Source organism: Kitasatospora sp. NPDC059827 (assembly GCF_042731675.1).
Classification (GTDB): Bacteria; Actinomycetota; Actinomycetes; order Streptomycetales; family Streptomycetaceae; genus Kitasatospora.
The window spans coordinates 47,251-70,963 of the sequence record NZ_JBHWIV010000026.1 but is presented as its reverse complement, the minus strand read 5'-3'; the positions used below and the strand labels follow the sequence as shown (position 1 = coordinate 70,963).

The 23,713-nt window shown below is 74.2% G+C and carries 20 protein-coding genes; 10 read left to right on the top strand and 10 right to left on the bottom strand.

What is annotated here, in order from left to right:
* Positions 1–78: 78 nt before the first annotated feature.
* The 3 genes from ACFV8H_RS18565 to pdhA are packed head-to-tail and all read right to left on the bottom strand — an operon-like array spanning position 79 to position 3,565.
* Positions 79–1,407, bottom strand: coding sequence for a dihydrolipoamide acetyltransferase family protein (locus ACFV8H_RS18565; protein ID WP_380401044.1), 1,329 nt, complete (start codon positions 1,405–1,407; stop codon positions 79–81).
* A complete protein-coding gene (locus ACFV8H_RS18560; protein WP_380400972.1) occupies positions 1,407–2,426 on the bottom strand; it encodes an alpha-ketoacid dehydrogenase subunit beta in 1,020 nt (339 codons plus the stop codon). The genes ACFV8H_RS18565 and ACFV8H_RS18560 overlap by 1 nt, the downstream gene beginning before the upstream one ends.
* Positions 2,426–3,565 (bottom strand): pyruvate dehydrogenase (acetyl-transferring) E1 component subunit alpha, encoded by a 1,140-nt coding sequence (pdhA, locus tag ACFV8H_RS18555; protein ID WP_380400970.1) that lies wholly within the window; start codon positions 3,563–3,565, stop codon positions 2,426–2,428. Before pdhA ends, ACFV8H_RS18560 begins: the two co-directional genes overlap by 1 nt.
* A 149-nt stretch (positions 3,566–3,714) precedes the next feature.
* On the opposite strand from pdhA, the gene ACFV8H_RS18550 reads away from it, so the two are divergent.
* Positions 3,715–4,176: an Lrp/AsnC family transcriptional regulator gene (locus ACFV8H_RS18550; RefSeq protein ID WP_375891912.1), complete on the top strand. Its 462-nt coding sequence runs from the start codon at positions 3,715–3,717 to the stop codon at positions 4,174–4,176.
* 25 nt (positions 4,177–4,201) lie between these two features.
* Here the strand turns inward: ACFV8H_RS18550 and ACFV8H_RS18545 are convergent, their stop codons facing one another.
* Positions 4,202–4,786, bottom strand: coding sequence for a TetR/AcrR family transcriptional regulator (locus ACFV8H_RS18545; RefSeq protein ID WP_375891910.1), 585 nt, complete (start codon positions 4,784–4,786; stop codon positions 4,202–4,204).
* A 169-nt stretch (positions 4,787–4,955) separates the two neighbouring features.
* Between ACFV8H_RS18545 and ACFV8H_RS18540 the strand changes: the two genes are divergently transcribed.
* From ACFV8H_RS18540 to ACFV8H_RS18530, 3 genes are all read left to right on the top strand, one after another.
* Entirely contained in the window at positions 4,956–6,233 is a 1,278-nt protein-coding gene (locus ACFV8H_RS18540) for a glycosyltransferase family 39 protein (protein ID WP_380400967.1), read from the top strand.
* Positions 6,234–6,404: 171 nt separating this feature from the next.
* Positions 6,405–8,105 (top strand): phenylacetic acid degradation protein PaaN, encoded by a 1,701-nt coding sequence (gene paaN, locus ACFV8H_RS18535; RefSeq protein WP_375891907.1) that lies wholly within the window; start codon positions 6,405–6,407, stop codon positions 8,103–8,105.
* A gap of 160 nt (positions 8,106–8,265) precedes the next feature.
* The gene (locus ACFV8H_RS18530) at positions 8,266–9,759 is read left to right on the top strand and encodes an FAD-dependent monooxygenase (RefSeq protein ID WP_380400966.1); all 1,494 of its coding nucleotides are present in this window, start codon (positions 8,266–8,268) and stop codon (positions 9,757–9,759) included.
* A 74-nt stretch (positions 9,760–9,833) separates the two neighbouring features.
* Here ACFV8H_RS18530 and ACFV8H_RS18525 read toward each other — a convergent pair whose 3' ends face one another.
* Positions 9,834–10,400, bottom strand: coding sequence for a CGNR zinc finger domain-containing protein (locus ACFV8H_RS18525; RefSeq protein ID WP_380400964.1), 567 nt, complete (start codon positions 10,398–10,400; stop codon positions 9,834–9,836).
* Between the two features lie 259 nt (positions 10,401–10,659).
* On the opposite strand from ACFV8H_RS18525, the gene ACFV8H_RS18520 reads away from it, so the two are divergent.
* The 5 genes from ACFV8H_RS18520 to ACFV8H_RS18500 all read left to right on the top strand — a co-directional run bounded on the left by ACFV8H_RS18520 (position 10,660) and on the right by ACFV8H_RS18500 (position 17,027).
* Complete coding sequence (locus tag ACFV8H_RS18520; RefSeq protein WP_380400962.1) at positions 10,660–12,831, top strand: protease pro-enzyme activation domain-containing protein; 2,172 nt, start codon at positions 10,660–10,662, stop codon at positions 12,829–12,831.
* A gap of 300 nt (positions 12,832–13,131) precedes the next feature.
* On the top strand, positions 13,132–14,163 hold the full coding sequence (locus tag ACFV8H_RS18515) for an XRE family transcriptional regulator (protein ID WP_380400960.1): 1,032 nt from the start codon (positions 13,132–13,134) through the stop codon (positions 14,161–14,163).
* Between the two features lie 202 nt (positions 14,164–14,365).
* The gene (locus ACFV8H_RS18510) at positions 14,366–14,836 is read left to right on the top strand and encodes a VOC family protein (RefSeq protein WP_380400958.1); all 471 of its coding nucleotides are present in this window, start codon (positions 14,366–14,368) and stop codon (positions 14,834–14,836) included.
* A gap of 8 nt (positions 14,837–14,844) precedes the next feature.
* A complete protein-coding gene (locus ACFV8H_RS18505; protein WP_380400956.1) occupies positions 14,845–15,756 on the top strand; it encodes a pyridoxamine 5'-phosphate oxidase family protein in 912 nt (303 codons plus the stop codon).
* Between the two features lie 185 nt (positions 15,757–15,941).
* A complete protein-coding gene (locus ACFV8H_RS18500; RefSeq protein ID WP_380400954.1) occupies positions 15,942–17,027 on the top strand; it encodes a peptidoglycan-binding protein in 1,086 nt (361 codons plus the stop codon).
* Between the two features lie 37 nt (positions 17,028–17,064).
* On the opposite strand, the gene ACFV8H_RS18495 is transcribed toward ACFV8H_RS18500, so the two are convergent.
* Positions 17,065–17,808, bottom strand: coding sequence for a TrmH family RNA methyltransferase (locus ACFV8H_RS18495; protein WP_380400952.1), 744 nt, complete (start codon positions 17,806–17,808; stop codon positions 17,065–17,067).
* A 5-nt stretch (positions 17,809–17,813) separates the two neighbouring features.
* Positions 17,814–18,449 (bottom strand): TetR/AcrR family transcriptional regulator, encoded by a 636-nt coding sequence (locus tag ACFV8H_RS18490; RefSeq protein ID WP_380400950.1) that lies wholly within the window; start codon positions 18,447–18,449, stop codon positions 17,814–17,816.
* Between the two features lie 113 nt (positions 18,450–18,562).
* Between ACFV8H_RS18490 and ACFV8H_RS18485 the strand changes: the two genes are divergently transcribed.
* The gene (locus tag ACFV8H_RS18485; protein ID WP_380400948.1) at positions 18,563–19,222 is read left to right on the top strand and encodes a hypothetical protein; all 660 of its coding nucleotides are present in this window, start codon (positions 18,563–18,565) and stop codon (positions 19,220–19,222) included.
* Between the two features lie 76 nt (positions 19,223–19,298).
* On the opposite strand, the gene ACFV8H_RS18480 is transcribed toward ACFV8H_RS18485, so the two are convergent.
* From ACFV8H_RS18480 to ACFV8H_RS18470, 3 genes are read right to left on the bottom strand one after another with little or no spacing between them, the layout of a single operon-like run.
* Positions 19,299–21,440, bottom strand: a complete 2,142-nt coding sequence (locus ACFV8H_RS18480) for an FUSC family protein (RefSeq protein ID WP_380400946.1) — start codon at positions 21,438–21,440, stop codon at positions 19,299–19,301.
* Positions 21,441–21,449: 9 nt separating this feature from the next.
* Positions 21,450–22,742, bottom strand: a complete 1,293-nt coding sequence (locus tag ACFV8H_RS18475; RefSeq protein WP_380400944.1) for an HTTM domain-containing protein — start codon at positions 22,740–22,742, stop codon at positions 21,450–21,452.
* Positions 22,743–22,762: 20 nt separating this feature from the next.
* Positions 22,763–23,422, bottom strand: a complete 660-nt coding sequence (locus ACFV8H_RS18470) for a DUF5819 family protein (protein ID WP_380400942.1) — start codon at positions 23,420–23,422, stop codon at positions 22,763–22,765.
* Positions 23,423–23,713: the final 291 nt, after the last annotated feature.

The window sequence follows — 23,713 nt, the reverse complement described above, 5'->3', positions numbered from 1 at the left end:
CCGGGGAACGCGCTACTCTCACACGATCGGTGGTCGCCCTGAGTGCCGAGCAGCACACCCAGGGCGACCCCGCCCTGCTCACAGCTGCCGCAGCAGCATCCCGGGTTGCTCGACGCAGTCCGCCACGAACCGCAGGAACCCGCCCGCCGTCCCGCCGTCGCAGACCCGGTGGTCGAAGGTGAAGGACAGCTGCGTCACCTCGCGCACCGCCAACTCCCCGCCGTGGACCCAGGGTTTGGCCACGATCCGACCGACCCCGAGCATCGCCGCCTCCGGGTGGTTGAGGATCGGGGTGGACCCGTCCACACCGAACACCCCGTAGTTGTTCAACGTGAAGGTGCCGCCGGTCAGTTCGGCCAAGGTCAGCGATCCGGCGCGCGCCGCCCCGGTCAACCGGCCCAGCTCCTCAGCGAGTTGTTCGGTGCTGCGGGTGTGCGCGTCCCGGACCACCGGGACGACCAGTCCGCGCTCGCCCTGGGCGGCGAAGCCCAGGTGCACCGCCGAGTGCCGCACGATGCCCGAACCGTCCTCCGTCACGCTGGAGTTGAGCTCGGGGAAGCGGGCCAGCGCGACCGTGCAGATCCGGGCCAGCAGCGCCAGCACGCTCACCTTCGGGCCCGGGGTGGTGTTCAACTGCCGCCGCAGTGCCATCAGTTCGGTGGCATCCGCATCCACCCAGCAGGTCGCGGCCGGAATCTCCCGGTGGCTGCGGCCGAGCTTCTCGGCCACCGCCTTGCGCAGCCCGCGCAGCGGGACGACCGTGTCCGGCCCGGCCGGTGCGGGCGCGTCGGCCGCCGCAGCGGCCACCGGGCCGGCCGCCTTGGCCGCGACCGCGCGTTCGACGTCCGCCCGCATGATCAGCCCGTCCGGCCCGCTCCCGGCGAGCGCGGTCAGATCGACCCCCTGCTCCCGGGCCAGCCGCCGCACCAACGGCGAGATCACCGGCACCACGACCGGAGCCACCGGCACCACCGCGGCCGCAACAGCCGCAGCCGGAGCCGCAACAACGGAAGCAGCGGGAGCAGCGGGAGCAACCGCACCGACCCGGCGCCGCCGCCCGCCCTTGCTCTCGAGCACCCCGTACCCGACCAACGGCCGCTCGACCTCGGCGACAGCGGCAACGACACCGGCAGCGGCGAGCTCCTCGCCCACACCCGCCGGCGACGCCACCGCGACCGTCACCAGCGGCGCGCCCACGGCGATCTCCTCGCCCTCCGCGCCGTACCGCGCGGTGACCACGCCGCCGTACGGGCAGGGCACCTCCACCACGGCCTTGGCCGTCTCCACCTCCACCACCGGCTGGTCGACGGCGATCACCTCGCCGACCTCGACCATCCAGCGCACCACCTCAGCCCCGGTGAGTCCCTCACCGAGGTCGGGCAGCCGGAACTCCCGTACGACGGGCATCATCCTCGGTCCTCCCACTGCAGCCGGGCGACCGCGTCCAGGATCCGGTCCACCCCGGGCAGGTGGTGGTGCTCCAGCATCGGCGGCGGGTACGGGATGTCGAAGCCGGTGACCCGCAGCACGGGCGCGGCCAGGTGGTGGAAGCAGCGCTCGGTGACCCGGGCGGCGATCTCCGCGCCGGTGCCGCCGAAGCCGCTGGCCTCGTGCACCACCACGGCCCGGCCGATCGAGCGCACCACCCGGGTGACCGTCTCGTCGTCGAAGGGCACCAGGGTGCGCAGGTCGAGCACCGCGAGGTCCCACCCCTCCGCCTGCGCGGCCTCGGCCGCCTCCAGGCAGACCGGCAGCGAGGGCCCGTAGGTGATCAGCACGGCGGAGGTGCCGGTGCGGCGCAGCGCGGCCCGGCCGATCGGCTCGACCGGCGCGGCCGGGTCGAACCCGTCCTTGCCCCAGTAGAGCCGCTTGGGCTCCAGGAAGACCACCGGGTCGTCGGAGGCGATCGAGGCGCGCAGCAGCCCGTAGGCGTCGGCGACCGTCCCGGGGGTGACCACGTGCAGGCCGGGGGTGCTGGTGTAGTACGCCTCGGAGGCATCGCTGTGGTGCTCGACGCCGCCGATGCCGCCGCCGTACGGGATGCGTACGGTGATCGGCAGCGGGAGCTTGCCGCCGGTGCGGTTGCGCATCTTGGCGACGTGCGAGAACAGCTGCTCCAGCGCCGGGTAGGCGAAGGCGTCGAACTGCATCTCGACCACCGGGCGCAGCCCGTACATCGCCATGCCGATCGCGGTGCCGAGGATGCCGGCCTCGGCGAGCGGGGTGTCCAGGCAGCGGTCGGGGCCGAACTCGGCGGTGAGCCCGTCGGTGATCCGGAAGACCCCGCCGAGCGCGCCGACGTCCTCGCCGAGCACGTGGACGGTGGGGTCCTCGCGCAGGGCGTCCCGCAGCGCGGAGTTGAGCGCCTGCGCCATCGACGCGGTGCGGGCGGTACCGGCGGTACGGGCGGAAACAGCGGTGGACATCAGTGCTGCACCTCGGCTTCGGCGGCCAGCTCGGCGGCCAACTGGGCTGCCTGCTCCCGCAGTTGCGGGGTCGGCTCGGCGTAGACATGGGTGAACAGGGCCATCGGGTCGAGCTCCGGGTCGGCGTGGAACTCGGCGCGCATCCGGGCCGCCAGGGCCTCCGCCTCGTCGGCGGCGTCCTGCACCAGCCCGTCGTCCAGGACGCCGAGTCCGCGCAGTGCGCGGTCCATCAGCAGGATCGGGTCGTACTCCCGCCAGGCCTCCACCTCGGGTTCGGTGCGGTAGCGGGTGGCGTCGTCGGCGTTGGTGTGGGCCTCGATCCGGTAGGTGAGGGCCTCGATCAGGGTCGGGCCCTCGCCGGCCCGGGCCCGCTCGACGGCCTCGCCGAGCACCGCGTGCACGGCGGGCGCGTCGTTGCCGTCGACCAGCCGCCCTGGCATGCCGTAGCCGACCGCCTTGTGGGCGAGGGTGGGTGCGGCGGACTGCGCGCTGAGCGGGACGGAGATCGCGTAGCCGTTGTTCTGCACCAGGAAGACGACCGGCGCCCGCAGCACGGCGGCGAAGTTCAGCGCCTCGTGGAAGTCGCCCTCGCTGGTGCCGCCGTCGCCGAGCATGGCCAGGGCGACCACCGGTTCGCCGCGCAGCCGGGCGGCGTGCGCCAGTCCGACGGCGTGCGGGGCCTGGGTGCCGAGCGGGGTGCAGAGCGGGGCGGTCCGGCTGGCGCGGGGGTCGTAGCCGGTGTGGGCGTTGCCGCGCAGCAGGGTCAGCGCCTCCAGCGGGTCGACCCCGCGGGAGACCACGGCGAGGGTGTCGCGGTAGCTGGGGAACAGCCAGTCGCGTTCGCCGAGCACCAGGGCGGCGGCGACCTGGCAGGCCTCCTGCCCGGTGGAGGCCGGGTAGACGGCGAGGCGGCCCTGCTTGGTCAGGGTGGTGGCCTGCTGGTTGTAGCGCCGGCCGACGACGAGTCGCCGGTAGAGCTCGCGCAGCAGCGCCGGGTCCTGCTTCTCCAACGCGGGGGTGCCGAGCACCCGGACGGGGGAGACGTCCGGGAGAAGGGGGGCCGGATCCGTGCGCGGAGCGGTGGCCCCGGGCATCCAGCCGGGCACACCGGTGTGGTGTCTGTGGTCGAGAACGGTCATCTCGGGGCACCTCCAGGGGTGGCGGGGGCTCCCTACCGATTGTTCGGTCGTCTGTTCATCTTGACCAGAAGCGTGACAAGGTGGTGGACATTCGGCCCGAGCGGCGGTCGACTGGTGGCAGTGTGTCCAATCGGCGAGGGTGGGGGGTCATGTCGGCTGAACAGATGTCCAGACTCGACCGGGTCGACCGGGCGATCCTGCGGCTGCTGCAGCAGGACGGTCGAGCCTCGATCCGCTCGGTGGCCGAGCGGGTGCACGTGTCCCGGGCGAACGCCTACGCCCGGATCTCCAGGATGGTCGAGGACGGCATCATCCGCGGCTTCACCGCCCGGGTGGACCACGAACGGGCAGGTCAGGGCGCGTCCGCGTACATCACCCTGAAAATCGTCCAGAACTCCTGGCGCACCGTGCGCGAGCAGTTGCTGGCGCTGCCCGGGGTCGCCCACATCGCCCTGGTCGGCGGGGACTTCGACGTCCTGCTGCTGGTGCACACCGCCGACAACCACGCCCTGCGGGACTTGGTCCTCAACCGGATCCAGTCCATCCCACAGGTGCTCGGTACACAAACCATGCTGGTGTTCGAGGAGACCGACCAGGTGCCCCCGGACTAGGAAGTGCCCCCCGACCAGGAAACGCCTACCGGGCCCGCAGCCCGTCGAAGGCCAGGTGCACCACGGCGTCCGCGACCCCGTCGGCCGCCTTCAACCCGGGCCGGTACCACTCCACGATCGAGTTGATCATCCCGAACAGCAGCCGGGTGGCCAGCCGCGGCTCCACGTCCCCGCGCAGCGAGCCGTCCGCGACGGCCGCCCGCACCAGCTCCGCCACCTGGTGGTCGAAGTCCCGCCGCCGCTCCAGCGCCCACAGCTCGGTGGCCGTGTTGCCGCGCACCCGCAGCAGCAGCGTCACGTACGGCAGCTCCGCCAGCAGCACCTCCGCGGTGCGCCGCACCACGTGCTCCAGCCGCTCCACCGCCGGGCCCGCCACCGCTTCCGGCTCGGCCAGGATCGCGAACAGCCCGTCCAGCGCCCGCCCGACGGCCAGCCGCAGCAGCTCCTCCTTGCCGCGGACGTGGTGGTAGATCGAGGACTTGGAGATCCCGGCGGCCCGGGAGAGGTCCTCCATCGACGTGCCGTCGTATCCGCGCTCGTTGAACACGTCGACGGTCACCGCGAGCAGTGACTCGACGGTGTAGGCGGTGCGCGTGGTGTGATCGGCCATCCTCCGAGTATCCCCGGCCGCCGAGCGGGGTACGCGATCGGGTCCGGCCGGTTCCGCACCGGAGCGGGCCGGTCCACACCAGCCGGAGCTGGTCCACACCATCCGGAGGGGGGACCGCCTAGAATCTGCGGACGATCGTCCACGTCCAGCAGGCTGGGGTCCGCAGCTGATGAACGCAATACCGGCAGTCTCCTCCGACCTGCCCGAGGACGTGCCCGACCAACGCGGCGAGGACCCGGCGGGCGTCACCCGCACCTGGCAGGACCGCGCCCGGGCCCTGGTGGTGCGGTTCGGACCGGCCGTGTGGTGCTACGCCGTGCTCAAGCTGGTCGGCTTCACCGTCTTCATGAAGCTGCTCTCCTTCTCCGGCGACTACGCGAAGAAGCCGGCCCGTTTCGGCGGCGGCACCAACCCCTGGGACGTGCTGGCCAGCTGGGACGGCTGGTGGTACCAGCAGGTCGCCCAGTTCGGCTACCACCCGGCGCTGGTCCCGATCCCGGGCGGCCAGCCGGGCTTCACCATCGAGCAGAACTCGGCCGCCTTCTTCCCGCTCTACCCCGGCCTGATGCGGCTCACCTCGGACGTCACCGGCCTCGGCCTGTACGGCGCCGGGATGCTGGTCTCGGTGCTGGCCTCGCTGTTCGCGGCGGCCGGGATCTACGCCGTGGTGGAGAAGCTGTCCGGCCCCCGGGCGGGCGTGATCGCGGCCGGGATCTGGGCGATCGCCCCCGGCTCGGGCGCCGAGTGGGCCGTCTACTCGGACTCGCTGTTCGTCGCGCTGGCCGCCTGGGCCTGCTACTTCACGATGACCAAGCAGTGGGTCGCGGCCGGGGCGGTCACCCTGGTCGCCGGGCTCAACCGGCCGACCTCGGCGGCGCTGATCGGCGCCGTCGGCCTGGCCGCGCTGGTCGAGCTGTACCGCCGGGAGAGCGGGGTGCTGCGCCCGCTGGCGGCGATGCTGCTGGCCCCGCTGGGCCTGCTCGGCTACGTGGCCTGGGTGGGCTGGCGGACCGGCGAGTGGGGCGGCTACTTCCGGATCCAGCACGACGCGTGGCTGCACTACTTCGACGGCGGCCAGGGCACCTGGCAGGCGATCCGCGGCGTGCTGCTGGGGCGGGGCGACTACCCCTTCGCGTTCCCGGTGCCGGACCTCCTGGCCACCCTGATCGTGTTCAGCCTGCCGGTGCTGATCGTGCTGCTGGTCCGGCTGCGCCCGCCGCTGGTGCTGACCGCCTACACCCTGGCCACGATCGTCTCGGTGCTCGGCAGCCTGGGCATCTTCGGCAACGTCTCGCGCTACCTGCTGCCGGCGTTCCCGCTGTTCATCGCGCTGGCGGTGGGGATGCGCAAACTCAGCTGGCCGGTGCTGGCGACGGTCCTGGGGACGGGTGCGATCGCCTCGGGCTGGTACGCCGGGTTCGTGATCTTCGAGCTGGGCGTGCCGTAGACCGGTCCGCCCGGTCGCACGACCGGTCCACCCGCGCGCACGGGGGCGGTGTCCTACGGGACCCGCCCCTTCCCCGTTCCCGGCGGAATCCGTCCCCCACGCCCTCTTGAGCCGACCGATCGTTCGGTTACCCTGTGACGTGTCCCGTCCTCCCCTCTGAGGAGCGCACAGATGCCCGCAGCGGTCACCCACCCCCTCGTCGGCGAGCTGGTCGAGCGCCACCAGGCCACCCTGGACGCCGCGCTCGCCGCCGCCGCGACGCGCGACTACTGGTCCGCCTACCCCGAGTTCCCGAAGGCCTACGGCGAGAGCGGCCCGGCCGACGGCAAGGCCGCCTTCGACGCCCTCCTCGGCCGGCCCTTCGTCCTCGACGGCCACCCCGGCGACGGCGACCAGGTCGGCGGCGAGGTCTCGCCGTACGGCATCGAGCTGGGCATCACCTACCCGCACGCCGGCCCGGACGCCCTGGTCGCCGCGCTCGACGCCGCCCGGCCCGGGTGGGCCGCCGCCTCCCCGCTGGAGCGCGCCGCCGTCTGCCTGGAGATCCTGCGGCGGATCAACGCCCGCTCCCACGAGTTCGCCCAGGCCGTCATGCACACCACCGGCCAGGCCTACGGGATGGCCTTCCAGGCCGGCGGGCCGCACGCCCAGGACCGCGGCCTGGAGGCCGTCGCCTACGCGTACGCCGAGCAGACCCGGCTGCCGCGGCAGGCCGGCTGGACCAAGCCCCAGGGCAAGCGCGAGCCGCTGGTGATGACCAAGGACTTCACCGTCGTCCCGCGCGGCCTCGCGCTGCTGATCGGCTGCAACACCTTCCCCACCTGGAACGGCTACCCGGGCCTGTTCGCCTCGCTGGCCACCGGCAACCCGGTGCTGGTCAAGCCGCACCCGCGGGCCGTGCTGCCGCTCGCGCTGACCGTCGCGATCGCCCGCGAGGTGCTCGCTGAGGCCGGCTTCGACGCCAACCTGGTCTGCCTGGCCGCCGAGCACGAGGGCGGCACCGTCGCCGCGACCCTCGCGGTCCGCCCCGAGATCCGGATGATCGACTACACCGGTTCCACCGCCTTCGGCGACTGGCTGGAGGAGAACGCCAAGCAGGCCCAGGTCTACACCGAGAAGGCCGGCGTCAACGCGGTCGTCATCGACTCCACCGACGACTACAAGGGCATGCTGGGCAACCTGGCCTTCGCCCTCTCGCTGTACAGCGGCCAGATGTGCACCACCCCGCAGAACGTGCTGATCCCGCGCGGCGGCATCGGCACCGACCAGGGCGACAAGTCCTACGACCAGGTCGTCACCGACCTCGCCGCCGCCATCGAGGGCCTGCTCTCCGACGACGCCCGCGCCGCCGCCATCCTCGGCGCCGTGGTCAACCCGGGCGTGCTCCAGCGCTCGGCCGCCGCGGCCGGCGGCGAGTACGGCGAACTCGCCCTCGCCCCGCGCGCGGTGGTCTCGCCCGACTTCCCCGGCGCGACCGTCCGCACCCCGGCGCTGGTCAAGCTCGACGCCGACAAGCCGGACGACCGCGCGGTGTTCCGCACCGAGTGCTTCGGCCCGGTCTCCTTCGCCGTCGCCGTCGAATCCACCCCCGCCGCCGTGGAGTTGCTGCGCACCACGGTCCGCGAGAAGGGCGCCATGACGGCCTCCGGCTACACCACCTCGCCCGAGGTGGAGGCCCTGCTGGTCGAGGCCGCGCTGGACTCCGGCGTCTCGCTCTCGCTCAACCTCACCGGCGGCGTCTACCCCAACCAGACCGCCGCCTTCTCCGACCTCCACGGCACCGGCGCCAACCCGGCCGCGAACTCCGCGTACTGCGACGGCGCCTTCGTGGCCAACCGGTTCCGCACGGTGGAGATCCGCCGCCACAGCTGAGCCGGCGGGGCCCACCGCCCCCGCCCGGACCCCGGTCCCCCGGTCGGCCACCCGCCACCGGGGGACCGGCGGTTCACAGCTCCACCGGCGCCCGCGATGATGGAGGCTGGGAGAACGCCGGGGACGGCGTAACCGCCCTCCGAACAACGGGAGCTGATACATGGCCGTGAAGCCGACCGAAACCGACGTCGTCATCGTCGGCGCCGGACCGACCGGACTACTGCTGGCCGGCGACCTCGCCGCCGCCGGGGTCGGCGTCACCGTCCTGGAGAAGCGCGGCACGGAGTCCAACCTCACCCGGGCCTTCGCCGTGCACGCCCGCACCCTGGAGCTGCTGGACGCCCGGGGCCTGGCCGACGAGCTGATCGCCACCGGCCGCCCGCTCAGCGGGCTCAGAATGCTGAACAAGGTCGGCATCGACCTCAGCACGCTGCCCAGCCGCTTCCCCTTCGTCCTGATCACCCCGCAGTACAACGTCGAGCGGGTGCTCCAGGAGCGCGCCGAACGGGCCGGCGCCGTGATCCTGCGCGGCGCCGAGGTCACCGGGCTGCGCCAGGACGCCGAGGCCGTCACCCTGGAGACGGCCGACGGGCAGAGCCACCGGGCCCGCTACGCGGTCGGCACCGACGGCGTCCGCTCCGCCGTGCGCGAGCTGCTCGGCATCGAGTTCCCCGGCGAGTCCGTGGTCGACTCCGTGATGCTCGCCGACGTCCGGCTGGAGCGCGAGCCCGCCGACGCGATCGCCGTCGGCGCCAACAAGGCCGGCTTCTCCTTCGTCGCCCCGTTCGGCGACGGCTGGTACCGGGTCATCGCCTGGGACCGCAACGAGCAGCAGGCCGACGGCGCCACCCCCACCCCCGAGCAGCTCACCGCGATCGTCCAGGCCACCCAGGGCGAGGACTACGGCCTGCACGACGTGCGCTGGAGCTCCACCTTCCACAGCGACGAGCGCCAGGCCCCCCACTACCGCTCCGGCCGGGTCTTCCTGGCCGGAGACGCCGCCCACTGCCACTCCCCGGCCGGCGGCCAGGGCATGAACACCGGCCTCCAGGACGCCGCCAACCTCTCCTGGAAGCTCGCCGCCGCCGTCCGCGGCCGGGCCACCGACGCGCTGCTGGACACCTACCAGGCCGAGCGGCACCCGGTCGGCAGGACGGTGCTGCGCACCTCCGGCGCGCTGATCCGGATCGCCCTCGCCGAGTCCGCCCCCACCCGCGCCCTGCGCGGGGCGCTCACCGCGATCGGCGGCCACCTCGACCTGCTCACCGAGCGCGGCGCCCGGATGGTCTCCGGCATCGAGATCGCCTACCCCGCCCCCAAGGGCGCCCACCCCCAGGTCGGCAAGCGCGTCCCCGACCTCAGGCTGACCTCCCTCAGCAAGCCCTCCGACGGCGAGCCGGCCGGGCCCGAGCGGCTCTACGAGGCGCTGCGCGCCGGGAAGTTCGTCCTGGTCAGCAATGACGAGCTGGCCGACACCGCGCCCTGGGCGGACCGCCTGGTCTGCGCCGCCCCGGCCGACCCGCACGGCAAGCTGGCCGACACCGTGCTGCTGATCCGCCCGGACGGCTACGTCGCCTGGGGTGCCGTGGACCCCGGCCAGGCCGAGCTCCGCGAGGCCCTCGCGGACTGGCTGGGCGCCCCCGCCGAGGACTGACCGGGGCACCGCGACGAAGGGTCGGCGGGTGCGGCACGGACGCCGCCCCCGCCGACCCTTCGTTCGGTCGTCGGTTAACCCCGCGCCTTCACGTAGTGCCGCGCCGCCTTCGCCCGGTTCCCGCAGACCGCCATCCGGCACCACCGCCGGCGCCCGTTCTGCGAGGCGTCGAAGAAATGCAGAATGCACGCCTCGTGTGCGCACTGCTTCACCCGGTGGGCGCCCTGCCCGAGCAGCGCGAGGAAGTCGTCGGCCGCCAGCCAGGGTGCCAGCCACTCCGGCCGGTCGGCCTCGACCCGCTCCTCGGCCCCGCCCGGCCCGGCCGTCCGCCGGATCCGTCCGTGCGCCAGCACCGCGTCCAGCCCGGCCCGCGCCCGCTCGCCCAACTCGCCCTGCTCGCGGGCGTCCTGGGCCGCGAGCAGGATCGCCTCGCGGGTCCGCCGGATCGCCGCCAGCCCGGCCGCGTCGGCCGGGCAGCGCTCGGTCAGCCCGTTGGAGGAGAGCCAGATCCCGTACTGCTCCACGTCGGTGAGCGCGTCGTTGACGGGCGTTCCGGACCAGCGGGTGTTGAGCAGGTCGAGGGCGAGCGGCTCGCCGGTCAGCGGTCGGTGGTCCCTCGGATCCGGCATCAGGTCAGTCATCGCTCTCCCTCGGCTCGGCCCGATTCTACGTCCGCCCCCGCACCGGGAATTGGTGTGGACCGCCTCCGGAATTCCGGTCATTCACTGTATGGAACACCCGGATTTCCGGCCCTCCACAGTTGACTGTTTTTTAGCAACGAATTGCCGGACCATGATCCACCGCACCGATCCGCTCTGACATGTTCTAGCCAGCGTTCCTGAACCCCTCGGGACGCCTTGCCCCTTGCCGGCTCCCCACAGCCGGCCGGAGGAGGATCCGTTGCGTCACCGTTCCCTCGCCATCGCCGCGGCGATAGCCGTCCTGCCGCTGACCGCCGTCTCGCTCGGCGTCGCCACCGCACAGGCCGCCACCCCGCACGCCGCCCCGCGCGTCGCCCTGCCGAACACCGTGAACCCCGCGGTGGCCCACTCGGAGAAGAAGGGTGACGTCCCGGCCGAGCAGCAGATCTCGGTGGCCGTCAGCCTCAAGCTGCGCGACTCCGCCGGGCTCGACCGCTTCCTCGCCGCCGTCGCCACCCCCGGCACGCCGGAGTACGGCACGTACCTGACGCCGGAGCAGTTCAGCGCGCGGTACGCGCCCACCCAGCAGGCCGTCGACCAGGTCAAGGCCTACCTGACCGCCCAGGGCCTGACCGTCGGCGACGTCAGCGCCAACCGCCAGGTGGTCAACGCCCACGGCACCGCCGCGCAGGTCTCCCAGGCCTTCGGCACCCACGAGAGCTCCTACCTCGACCCGCAGCAGCAGCGCACCTTCTTCGCCAACGACGGCGCCGCCTCGATCCCCGCCGAACTGGCCTCCGTGGTCCAGGGCCTGAGCGGCCTGGACAACCACGCGGTGCGCAAGGGTCGGATCGCCGCCCCGCACTCGGTGACCCCGAACGCCGCCACCGCCACCCCGAAGGGCATGGCCCCGGCCCAGTACCGGGGCGCGTACAACCTGGACAAGACCGGCGCCGACGGCACCGGCACCACGGTCGCCCTCTGGGAGTTCGACGGCTACAAGTCCTCGGACCTGACCACCTACGACTCCCAGTACGGCCTGACCGGCCCGGCCGTCACCACCGTTTCGGTGGACGGCGCGAACTACGACTCCTCGCCCGGCCAGGGCGAGGGCGAGGTCGAGCTGGACAGCGAGATCGTCCGCGGCGCGGCCCCCAAGGCCACCCAGCTGCTCTACGAGGCCCCGAACAGCGACCAGGGCGAGATCGACATGGCCAACAAGATCGTGGCCGACAACAAGGTCTCGGTCATCTCGATCTCCTGGGGCACCTGCGAGCCGGACACCACCGCCTCCTCGATGACCGCCGTCGACAACGCCTTCAAGCAGGCCGCCGCCCAGGGCATCTCGGTCTTCTCCGCCTCCGGCGACGACGGCTCCAAGGACTGCACCCGCTCCGCCAGCGGCGCGAGCGTCACCTCGGTCGACTTCCCGGCCTCCAGCCCGCACCAGACCGGCGTCGGCGGCACCAACCTCCAGGTCACCGGCGGCAACGGCTACTCCTCGGAGAGCGCCTGGAGCACCGCCGGCGGCGGCGTCTCCACCGTGTTCGGCAAGCCGAGCTGGCAGACCGGCACCGGCATCGGCGGCAGCATGCGCACCGTCCCGGACGTCGCCTCCAACGCCGACCCGCAGAGCGGCTTCGCGATCTACACCGGCGGCGGCTGGAACGTCTACGGCGGCACCAGCGCGGCCGCGCCGCTGTGGGCCGGCTACGCCGCCCAGGTCAACCAGAAGGCCAAGGCCGCCGGGCAGCCCGCCCTCGGCGAGGCGAACCCCAAGCTGTACGCGGTCGCCAACAGCAGCAGCTACGGCAGCACCTTCCACGACGTGACCACCGGCGCCAACCAGGACTTCTCGGCCGGCACCGGCTACGACCAGGTCACCGGCTGGGGCACCCCGGTCGCCGACGCCCTGACCACCGCCCTGCTCGGCGGCGGCAGCACCGGCGGCACCACCCCGCCGACCGGCGGGGGCTGCACCGCCGCCCAGCTGATCGGCAACGGCGGCTTCGAGACCGGCACCGCCGCCCCGTGGACCACCTCCTCGGGCGTCGTCGACAACGGCACCTCCGAGCCGGCCCACTCCGGCAGCTGGAAGGCCTGGCTGGACGGCTACGGCAGCGCCCACACCGACACCCTGTCGCAGACCGTCACCGTCCCGGCCGGCTGCGCCTCGGCGACCCTCACCTTCGCGCTGCACATCGACACCGCGGAGACCGGCTCCACCCCGTACGACACGCTGACCCTCCAGGCGAACGGCACCACCGTGAAGACCTGGTCCAACGTGGACGCGGCCGCCGGCTACGTGCAGCAGACCGTGGACCTGACCTCCTTCGCCGGCAAGAGCGTGACGCTCAAGTTCACCGGCACCGAGGACGGCTCCAACCAGACCAGCTTCGTGCTCGACGACGTCGCCCTGAACGTCAAGTGATCACCGGCCGGTAGCACCACGCAGACCCCCGCCGGGGCGGCGCCGTCAGGGCCCGCCCCGGCGGTGTCCGTTTGCGCCCGGTTACGCACCGTTCCCGGCGCAGCGTTCCGGCCGTGTTTCCGGACTGTTTCAAGATCGCTAACCATCCGGTCCACCTGCTGTGACCACTGTCATCCGCACGACTGATGACGTAGCCTCTCGACGGTGCATAGGGTTCCCCAAAGCTCGGTGAAGCCGCTCACAGCGCGCCCCGGCGCCGATCCGGTGCCACCGAATCCACCTGGTGGGGAGGTTCACCGCATGGCCGCACAGCAGCCTCAGGACGCCGCGCGGCTGCGGCTGGTCGGATCGCGTACGGAGCGCCCCGACCCGCCCGTCCAGGCTCCCGCCCCGGCCCCGACCCCGGGCCCCCCGGCGCCGTCCGCCGGCCGCCCGGCCCCGGCCGGCGGCTTCGCGGACGCCCTGCACCTGGCGATCGAGGCCAGCGGCCTCAGCCTGGACCGGATCCGCGCCGCACTCGCCCAACGCGGCGTCAGGGTCAGTGTCACGACGCTCAGTTACTGGCGCCGCGGCCGCAGCCAGCCCGAACGGGCCAGCTCGCTGCGCGCCGTCCACCTGCTGGAGGAACTGCTCGGCCTGCCGCACAGCGCGCTCTCCTCACTGCTCGGCCCGCCCCGCCCGCGCGGCCGCTGGGCCGCCGCCGCCAACACCCTCCACCTCGGGCTGGAGGACGTCTGGCCGGGCGAACAGGAGATCGCCGAGATCTTCGCCGAACTGGACGCCCCGCCGGCCGGCGAGTTGGAGCGGCTCAGCATCCACGACTCGTACTACGTGGACGCCGAACGGCGCGCCAACCTGCTGCGGATGCGCCAGGTGGTGCGCGCCACGGTCGGCGGCGTCGGCCGCTGCCTGGTCGTGCACAAGGCCGACGAGGAGGCCACCGGCTGCCCGGAGATCACCTCGGTGCGGCACGGCCGGCTCGGCCGGGTCCGCCGCCGCCCGGAGGTCGGCCTGACCGTCGCCGAGCTGATGCTGGACCGCCCGCTCGGGCTCGGCGACAGCACGGTCTTCGAGTACGAGGTGGAGATCCCGCCCGGCGGCCCGACCATGGAGTACAGCCGCCGCTTCGCCACCACGGTGCGCGAGTACGTGCTCCAGGTGCACTTCGACCCGGCGGCCGTCCCGGTGCACTGCGAGCGCTACGACCGCGAGCCGGGCGCGGACGTCGACCACCGCCGCGAGCAACTGTGGATCGGCGCCTCGGCGAGCGCCCACGTCCTGGCCCCGGACCAGCAGCCCGGCCACATCGGCATCCGCTGGGAATGGCCCTAGGCACCACCGCCCCACCACCGCCCCAACGAAGCCCCACCGGAGCCCCGTCGGACCACCAGGTCCGGCGGGGCTTCCGCGCACCCTCCCGGAAACCTAACCCCTTCAAGCTTCTCCATCGGTTGACGCTCCATCATCTAACCCATAGCCTCATCAGTACCGGTTAGGCAGCCGCCCCGCCGGAACCCACCGGGAGGGACCAGGCATGTCCGGCACCACCGCACCCCGCACCCTGCAGACCGGCCACGTGGGCCTCAACGTCACCGACCTCGACCGCTCGGTCGACTTCTACCGGACCGTCCTCGGCCTCGAACTCACCCACCGGGGCACCGACCCCGAGCGCCGCTACGCCCTGCTCGGCCGCGACGGCCGCCTGGTGGTCACCCTCTGGCAGCAGAGCACCGGCACCTTCCCCACCACCACCCCCGGCCTGCACCACCTCTCCTTCGAGGTGGCGGACCTCGACGAGGTCCGCGCCACCGAGGAACTGCTGCGCACCCTGGGCGCCGAGTTCGCCTACGACGGCGTCGTCCCGCACAACGAGGGCTCCGCCTCCGGCGGCGTCTTCTTCACCGACCCGGACGGCATCCGGCTGGAGGTCTACACCCGCACCGGGCTGGCCGACACCGCCGCCGAGGCCCCCCACACCGACGCCCCGACCTGCGGCTTCTTCTAGGCAACGGGATGACCGCCACCAGCACCCCGTACCACCCCGGCGAGCGCAGGGCCCAGGCCCGCGCCGGAGTGACCGAGCGGGCCGACCACGCGGGCCGGTCGATCCGCAGCACCGTCCCGGCCGTGGCCGCCCGCTTCCTCACCGAGCGCCGGACGCTGGTGGTCGGCGCCGCCGACCAGGACGGCCGGGTCTGGGCCACCCAGCTCTCCGGCCCGGCCGGCTTCCTGCGGGCCCCGGACGAGCACACCGTGACGATCGCCGCCCACCCGTCCGGGGCCGACCCGCTGGCCGCGGCCCTGGCCCGCCCCGCCCAGCTCGGCACCATCGCCCTGGACCCGGCCGGCCGCCGCCGGATGCGGCTCAACGGCCGTTCGGTGCCGGACGGCCGGGGCGGGCTGGTGATCCGTGCCGAGGAGGTGGTGTCCAACTGCCCGAAGTACATCCAGCGCCGCAGCCCGCTGGACCGCCCGGGCGCGGGCACGCCCCGCACGGTCGCCGAGGGGCCGGTCCTGACCACGGCCCAGCGGCTGACCGCGGCCACCGCCGACACCTTCTTCATCGCCACCTGTGGACCCGACGGCCGGGTGGACGCCTCCCACCGCGGCGGCTTCCCCGGCTTCCTGGAGGCGGTGGCGCCGGACACCGTCCGCTGGCCCGAGTACCGCGGCAACAGCATGTTCCTGACCCTCGGGAACCTGGAGCTGGACCCGCGGGCCGGACTGCTGCTGCCCGACTGGGAGACCGGCGGGGCCCTGCTGATCACCGGCGAGGCCCGCACCGACTGGTCCGAGGAGGCCCGGCGGGCCGCCCCCGGCGCCGAGCGGATGGTCGAACTGACCGTCACCGGGGTCCGGGAGATCGCCGACGCCACCCCGCTGACCTGGACCGATCCCGAGTACTCGCCCGCCAACCCGCACTGACCACGGGTCATGTCCGTACGGGCCCTCCGCCCGAAGGCCGGGGGAGGGTCCTCACCCGTCCGGCGCAATCCGCCGCGCCGCACCCCGCCCGCTTTGGGACCTTTGGTTCCCGATGACACGCGGTCGGACCGGGAAGAGCACTCCTGTCCCGCCGTCAGGCGCGCCGACCAGGAAAGAGGCGGGGCATGACCCTCACCGACGGCCCCTCACCGCTGATGGAGTTCACCGAGGTCGACCCCGAGGAGGACTGCATATGCGGGGGCTGCAACGCCCGCCGCCGCGCCCGGCTGCACGCCGCCCCGGTCCACGAGGGCGGGCACGCCGCGGCCCGCAGCACCCGCCGCCGGGCCGCCGTCCTGGTGGCCGCCGTCGGCACCGCGATAGGCGGCGGCACCGCCGCCGCGGCCCCCGCCCCCGGCCCCACCCCGGGCGGCAGCAGCACCGCCCAGCCCCCGCGGACCCCGCAGGGCGAGGTCAGCGGCCTCTACGGCCAGGACCCCGGCGCCCGCTCCGCCACCCCGCAGCCCGCCGCCCAGCCCGTCACCCGGGCCCGGATCATCCAGCGCGCCCAGGCCTGGGTCGACCAGGCCGTGCCGTACGGCATGGGCCGCTACTGGTCGGACGGCTACCGCCAGGACTGCTCCGGCTTCGTCTCGATGGCCTGGGGCCTCGGCAGCAGCCAGACCACCTGGACCCTGCCGAACTTCGCCGAACGGATCGACCGGAACGACCTCCAGCCCGGCGACGTGCTGATCTACAACAACCCGGCCAACCCCCAGGCCGGCTCGCACGTGACGATCTTCGGCGGCTGGACGGACTCCTCCCGCACCCGCTACGTCGCCTACGAGCAGACCTCCCCGGGCACCAGGAAGCGCTCCACCCCGTACGCCTACTGGAACAACTCCGGCTCCTACCTCCCTTACCGCTACACCGGCCTGTCCGGCGGCAGCAACGACGGCACCGGCAGCACCGGCAGCACCGGCAGCACCGACGCCTTCCCCGGCGCGGCGGAGTTCGGCCCCGGCGCGAACAACGGCTACGTCACCAGGCTCGGGCAGCTGCTGGCGCAGCGCGGCGGCGCCCGCTTCTACACCGAGGGCCCCGGCCCCCGCTGGGGCGAGGCCGACCGCAGGGCCACCCAGGCCTTCCAACTCGCCCAGGGCTGGCGCGGCGGCGAGGCCGACGGCATCCCGGGCAAGGACACCTGGGACTTCCTGGTCCACCACAAGGGCCACGACATCGACGCCGGCACCCCGCCGCCGTCCCCCTGAGGCCCCCGCGGTCGCGGCACCGCCCGGGCGCCGCGCCTCAGCGCCGGCCCGACATCCAGTGGAACAGCCCCATCGCCACGCTCGTCGCCAGGTTGAAGCTGGACACCCCCGCCTGCATCGGCACCGCGACCAGCCGGTCGGCCCGCTCCTTGAGCTCCGCCGACACCCCGTGCCGCTCGGTGCCGAAGGCCAGCAGCGCGTCGTCCGGGAACGGCAGGTCCCGGATGTCCGTGCCCTCCGGGTCCAGCACGTACAACGGCCCGGCCGGCAGCTCCGGCAGGTCCACCCGCTCCACCGCGGTGGCGAAGTGCAGCCCCGCGCTCCCGCGCAGCACCGTCGGGTGCCAGGGGTCCAACTCGCCCGTGGTCACCACCCCGGTCGCCCCGAACCCGGCCGCCAGCCGGATCACCGCCCCGACGTTCCCCAGGTTCCGCGGATTCTCCAGCACCACCACCGGCGCCCGCCGTGGCAGCCGCCCCAACGCCTCCCGGTTCGCGGCCACCGACGGCCGCGCCGCCAACCCGACCACCCCGGTCGGATGCAGCCGCGGCGCCAGTGCCCGCAGCCGCTCCTCGGCCACCTCCACGGCCAGCGCGTCCAGCGCCGGGACGACGTCCGGCGCCAACTCCCCGGCCAGCGCCAGCAGGGCCCCCCGGTCCGCCGTCAGCACCCGCCGGACCTCGCCCCCGAACCGCAGCGCGTGCTTCAACGGGTGGAACCCGTCCAGCAGCACCGCGCCCCGCTCGACCGCCCGCCAGTCCCGCACCAGCTCGTCGTCCATGCCGCTCACTCTCCCACCCCCGGCTCCCCGGGCCGCCCGGCGGCCGCGATCACCTCGTCGAACCCGAGCGGCACCCCCACCGGGCCGCCCTCGGCGGCCAACCCGGCCAACGCGAGGTCCAGATGCCGGTGCACCAACGCCCCGTCCGCGTCCAGCGCGGCCAGCGCCCCCGGCAGCGGCCGGGAGACCCGGACGCAGAGCAGCACCAGATCCCCCATCCCCACGTCCGCCCGCACCTTCCCGGCGTCCCGGGCAGCCCGCAGCAGCCCCTCCACCGCCGTCACCGCACCCCGCCGGGCGGCCACCAACTCCCCGTCCACCACCAGCCGTTCGAGCAGCACCACGATCGCCGCCCCCATCCGCAGATCGGCGGCCGCGTGCACGAACCGGCGCAGCGCCCGGTATGGATCGTCCTCCGCCCGCCGCGCCTCCTCCGCCGCGTCGGTGAGCCGGCCCAGCAGATCGGTGACCAGCGCCCGCACCAAGGCCTCCCGGTCGGGGAAACGCCGGTAGAGCGTGCCCGGCCCGACGCCCGCCCGCCGGACCACCGCGTCCAACGGGGCGTCCGGCCCCCGCTCCAGGAACACCTCGCAGGCGGCGTCCAGGATCCTGCGCCGGCTGCGTTCCGCGTCGGCCCTCATCCACCACTCCCTAACCGGAGAACTTCTCTCCCCCTATGCTAGCGTCCAGCCAACCGGAGAAAAACTCTCCGCCTATCCCCCTCCCTCTACCGCCCTCCCCGAGGAGCGCCACCATGCCCACCACCACCCCCCTCACCATCCACACCGCACTCGACGGCGTCCCCCAGCCCCGCGAAGCCGTCCTCGCCTGGGAGCTCGACCGCGCCCGCGCCGCCCTGCACCTGCTCAAGCAGCGCCTCGGCGACGACCGGATGCGCGAACTCCTCACCCCCGACACCACCGCCGCCGACGCCGCCCTCACCACCTGGGCCCACGCCTCCCGGGGCCGCTGGCGCACCGCCGTCACCGAACTCACCGCCACCGGCATCGACGCCACCCGGTTCCTCACCTGGTGGCAGGGCCGCCTCCGGGCCGGCGACCGCACCGCCCTGCTCGCCGCCAACCCCGAGCACTACCTCGCCGACTCCACCGCCGACCGCGTCGAGATCATCGAAACCCTCGGCGCCACCCCGACCCGCTTCTTCCTCCGCTTCCACGACGACGTCCCCGTCCCCGCCACCTTCCCCACCCACATCGCCGGCACCGGCACCCTCGCCGACGGCACCGAGATCCTCCGCGTCCTCCACGAGTTCGCCGACACCCCCGCCGGCCTCCGCATCCGCCTCACCGTCCAGTTCCCCGAGGCCGCCCCCGACCACCTCCCCACCGGCCACCAGTGGCACTTCGCCTGCGAGTTCACCAACTGGCTGCGAGCCGCCCACACCGCCGCCTGACCCCGGACCCCGTGCGGGCGCGCAGGGCCGGAGCCCGCGCGCCCGCACGAGGAAACCCACCCCGCCCCCCGGCCCCCTACCGCTTCTCCTTCTCCGAACTCCCCCGCGGATTCTCCGAACTCCCCCGCAGCGCCCGCTCCAGATCCCGCAGGGCCACCCCCACCAACCGGGTCCCCGCCCGCACCACGTCCCCCTGCACCCCCGCCCCCGCCCCTTCCCCCAGGCCCTCCTCCAACCGCGCCTGCGCCTGCCTCACCGCCCCGAACTCCACCGCCCGCCCCGTCAGCAACGCCCCCGCCGCCAAGGCCGTCGCCAACCGCAGCTCCTCCGCGTACTCCGCCGCCCCCGGCACGGGCTCCGCGTCGACCGCCGGCAGATGGGCCTCCAGCAGCACCGCCGCCCGCCCCAGGTGCCCCACCGCGGCCCGCGCCCGGTCGATCTGGCGCCGGGTCACCCCGCTGAGCCCCGACTCGTGCCGCCCCGGCTCCGCATCGGCCCGCTGCATCGCCTGCAACAGCTCCGACCGCGCCTCCCGCGAGTCCAGCAGCGCCGCCCGCACCGCCCGCCCCCGCGGCGCCGCCGGATCCTCGTAGCAGTCGACCACCGCCGCCGCGTACCGCCCGGCCGCCGCCAGCCATTCGGCGAGCCGCTCCCCGAGCCGCGCGGTCTGCCAGGTCGGGAACAGCGCGTACGTCAGCAGCGCCAGCGACCCCCCGAGCAGCGTCAGCCCGACCCGCTCGACGGCCGTGACCAGCGGATCCCCGGCCTGCAGCCCGAGCAGGAACACCACGTACGAGGAGATCCCGACCGTCGTCAGCGCGTACCCCGTCCGGAACGCCAGGTACGCCCCGCCGATGCACAGCACCGCCAGCGAGGCCAGCACCCACTCCCCGGGGTGGGCCAACTGCACCACCAGCGTCGAAACGGCGACCCCGACCACCGTCCCCGCCAGCCGGGCGACCCCCCGGCTGTAGGTCTGGGCGAAGTCGGGCCGCATCACCATGGCCGCGGTCATCGGCGCCCAGTACCCGTGGTGGAACCCGGCCAGCCGGGCCAGCAGGTAGGCGGCGGTGACCACCCCGGCGAGCCGGACGGCGTGCTGGAAGATCGCCGACCTCGGCCGCAGCTGCCGCCGTACGGCCCGCAGCGCGACCGGCAGCATCCGCGAGATCGACGGCTTGTGCAGCGCCCCGCCGGCGCCGACCACGGGCGTGGTGATGGTGTCCTCGTCGTTGCGGTCCAGGGTGTCCGCGGCCTTGCGCAGCAGCCCGCCGAGCCGCCGGGCGGAGCGCCGGGCCGCCCCCTGCAACTGCGCCCCCTGGTCCGGCCGGACCAGGGTCAGCGCGGGCGCCGACCGGGGGAGCCGGACGGGGTCGCCGGTGCGGACGGCCCGGGCGAGGGCGTCCATCACCTCGGCTGCGGCCGCCAGCACCTCCCGGGCCCGGTCGCGTTCCGGCCCCTCCTCGGGGGCGCCGACCTTGGGGTCGGCGAGCGCGGCGAGGGTGGGGCGGATGCGCTCGGCGATGCCGCGCAGGCCGCGCAGTTCGGGCGGCCGGTGGCGGTCCTGCCAGGGGGTGACGGCGGAGGCGTGCCGGGCGGTCATGAACGGTTCCGGGTCCACGTGCGCGGTCGGGTCCTGGCGCAACCGGCGCGCGTAGTCGGCGAGTTCGGCGAAGGTGTCGGCGAGCGCGGCCCGTTGGGCGCTCCAACTGCCGATCGGCCACAGGGTGATGACGACGGCCTGGGCGACGCCGCCGAGGGCGGCGACCAGTCCGTGGCCGAGCGCGGCGGCCGCGCTGACCGGGAGTTGGACCACGATCAGCATCACCGAGAGGGTGTTCGCGGTGACCACTCCGGCGGTGGGGCCGATCGCCCAGGCGAGTCCCGCGCCGAAGGCCCAGACGGCGAGCAGCACCGGGAACAGTCCGTACACCCCGGCGGCGAGGTAGCCGAGGAAGGTGCTGATCCCGAGCCCGACGCCGGCCGCGACGGCCAGACTGGCGCGGGGCCGGAAGCTGCGCTGGAAAGTGGCCGAACCGGCGATGAACGCGCCCATCGCGGCCGAGGTGGCGAGCCCCACCCCGCCGAGGGCGAGCGTGGGGAAGAGCACCAGTGCCACGGCGACCGCCCCGCGCAGCGCGCGCTTGGGATCGGTGAGCGCCCGGTCGAGGGTGAGTCCGGTCCGCGCGGTGTCACGAAGGGCGGCGAACCAGGACATACCGACATCCTAGGCTGCCGTCGGCCTCGACCTCCGCCACCGCTGACCGAGCCGCCCCAGCCGCGCCGCCGCCCACAGCAGGGCCCCCGTCGGCAGGAACACCGCGTCCGCCGCGACCATCGCGAGCGAGAACACCGGCAGCCCGAGCACCACCGCGATCCCCAGGTGTTCCAGCATCAGCACCGCCAACAGCGCGTTCTTGACCCGCCGGTTGAGCAGCGTGAACGGGAACGCGACCTGGAGGATCACCGTGCCGTACGAGATCAGGAAGACCGGCAGCAGCGCCGAGCCGACCAGCGCCGACAGCCCCGGCCAGGGCGCGAAGTAGTCCAGGTGCAGCGGGTAGTACAGCGCCGTGCCGTCCTGCCAGCGCGAGCCCTGCACCTTGTACCAGCCGGCCGTGGCGTAGACCAGCACCACCTCGGTGGCGATGACCAGCATCGCGCAGTTGTGCACCATGTTCGCCAGCGCGTCGAGCACGGCCCGCGGCTCGCCCGCCGGCCGCAGTCGGCCGAGCGTCCACCAGATCCCGGCGACCGCCCAGAGCCCCCAGAACAGCGGCGCCCAGCCGAGGTACGGGAAGGCCGGCCCGGTCCAGGTGAGGCTGTCCCCGGAGAAGTCGCCGGCCTGACAGAGGGCCAGCACCGCGCCGAGCAGGGCCCAGAGCACCACCCCGCCCCGCCCGGGCCGGGCCCGGCGCGCGTCCAGCGACCAGACCTCGGCGCAGCGGGTGAAGACCAGGTAGACGGCCATCAGGTGGACGACGTTGTCGCCGCCGTCGCCGAGCAGGACGTCGCGGTTCTGCAGCGACAGCACGGTGACCAGGAACAGCACGGTGCTCACCCTGGTCCGCCAGCCCAGCAGCACCGCCAGGGCGGCCAGCAGGGCCAGGTGGTAGACCAGCTCGAACCAGAGCCGCCCGCCGAACCAGGGCAGCACGGTGAACGCCCCGTCGTCGGCCAGCAGCCGCTGGGCGAGCTCCATCGACCAGGGCGAGCGGTCGCCGTACAGCACCCGCCGGTTGGGCCACTCGCGCAGCAGGTAGGCGAGCCAGACCAGCCCGAAGCCGATCCGCACCGCCGCGGCCTGGTGCCGTCCGAGCGCCCGCCCGGTGAAGGCCTCCATCGCCCGCCCGAGGGCGGCGACCGGCCGGCGCGGCGCCGCGACCAGACCGGGGCCCGCCGGGCCGACGGACGGTCCGCCCTGCCGCGGCACGCCGTCCAGCGGCCGCGGCTCCACCGGCTGCGGCTCCACCGGCCCGGCCGCCACGGTCGGCGCCGCAGGGTCCACGCCCGACGCCACGGGCTCCACCGCCCCCTCGTTCACCCCAGCCCCCGGTAGTCCTCGTCCCCGACCGGCCACCACGGCAGCTCCCGCACCCTGGGCGCGGGCGGCGAGGCCTCACCGCTCCAGGACGGCGGCGGCACGGTCGCCGTGGTCGCCCGGAACTGGATCTCCAGCACCCGCTCGCCGTCCACCTCCCGGCCGATCCGCTGCAACGCGATCCGCTTGAGGTACTGCTCGGCGAGCCTGCCGCGCGAGTTGGTCGGCTTCCCGTCCTGGGCGTCGTGCGAACCGTCGTAGAAGTCCCAGGCCCGGCGCAGCAGGTTCTGGTCGACGTGGCTGGGCGCCGGGTTGCCCCGGATCGCCGCGATGTCCTGCGCGGTCAGCCCGGTCCAGTCCCGGGTGCGGGTGGCGCCGCCGTCCGCGACGGTGCGCACCCGGGCATCCACGCCGACGTTCTGCTGCAAGGGGTTGGGGGCGAACAGCTTCCAGTTCTGCTCGAACTCCGGGTAGACGATCCCGTCGACCTCGTCCCGGTACTGCCGGGACAGCGTGTTGGCGGGGGCGACGTGCAGGAACACCGCGGCGAGGAACAGCCCGGTGCCGCTGACCAGCACCGCGGCGGCCAGGCCGAGGACGAGCTGCGCGGGCGCCGACCAGACCCTCCCCGGGGCGGCCCGGTCCGTGCTGCCCGTCATGGCCTCCCCGCCCGGTCGGCGCGCCGCCGGCCGGTACCGGCGCGTCGCGCGCCCATCCTGCCCTACCCGTCCCCGGGCGGGCACCGCGAGGTTCCGGAGGTCCTAGGGTCCGTCTTCGAACTCGCGTCGTTCGCCCGGAGGGCGGGCGGGGCGGCGTTGGGGTGCGTGCATCGCAAGGCGGAGGAGGGAGCCCAATGCAGCGCATTGGCGACCGACGACAACGCGGCGAGGTGCGCTTGTGCCCTGGGGGTACCTCCCGGCCGAAGGCTGGGGGAGCGTCGCCCCGCAGAC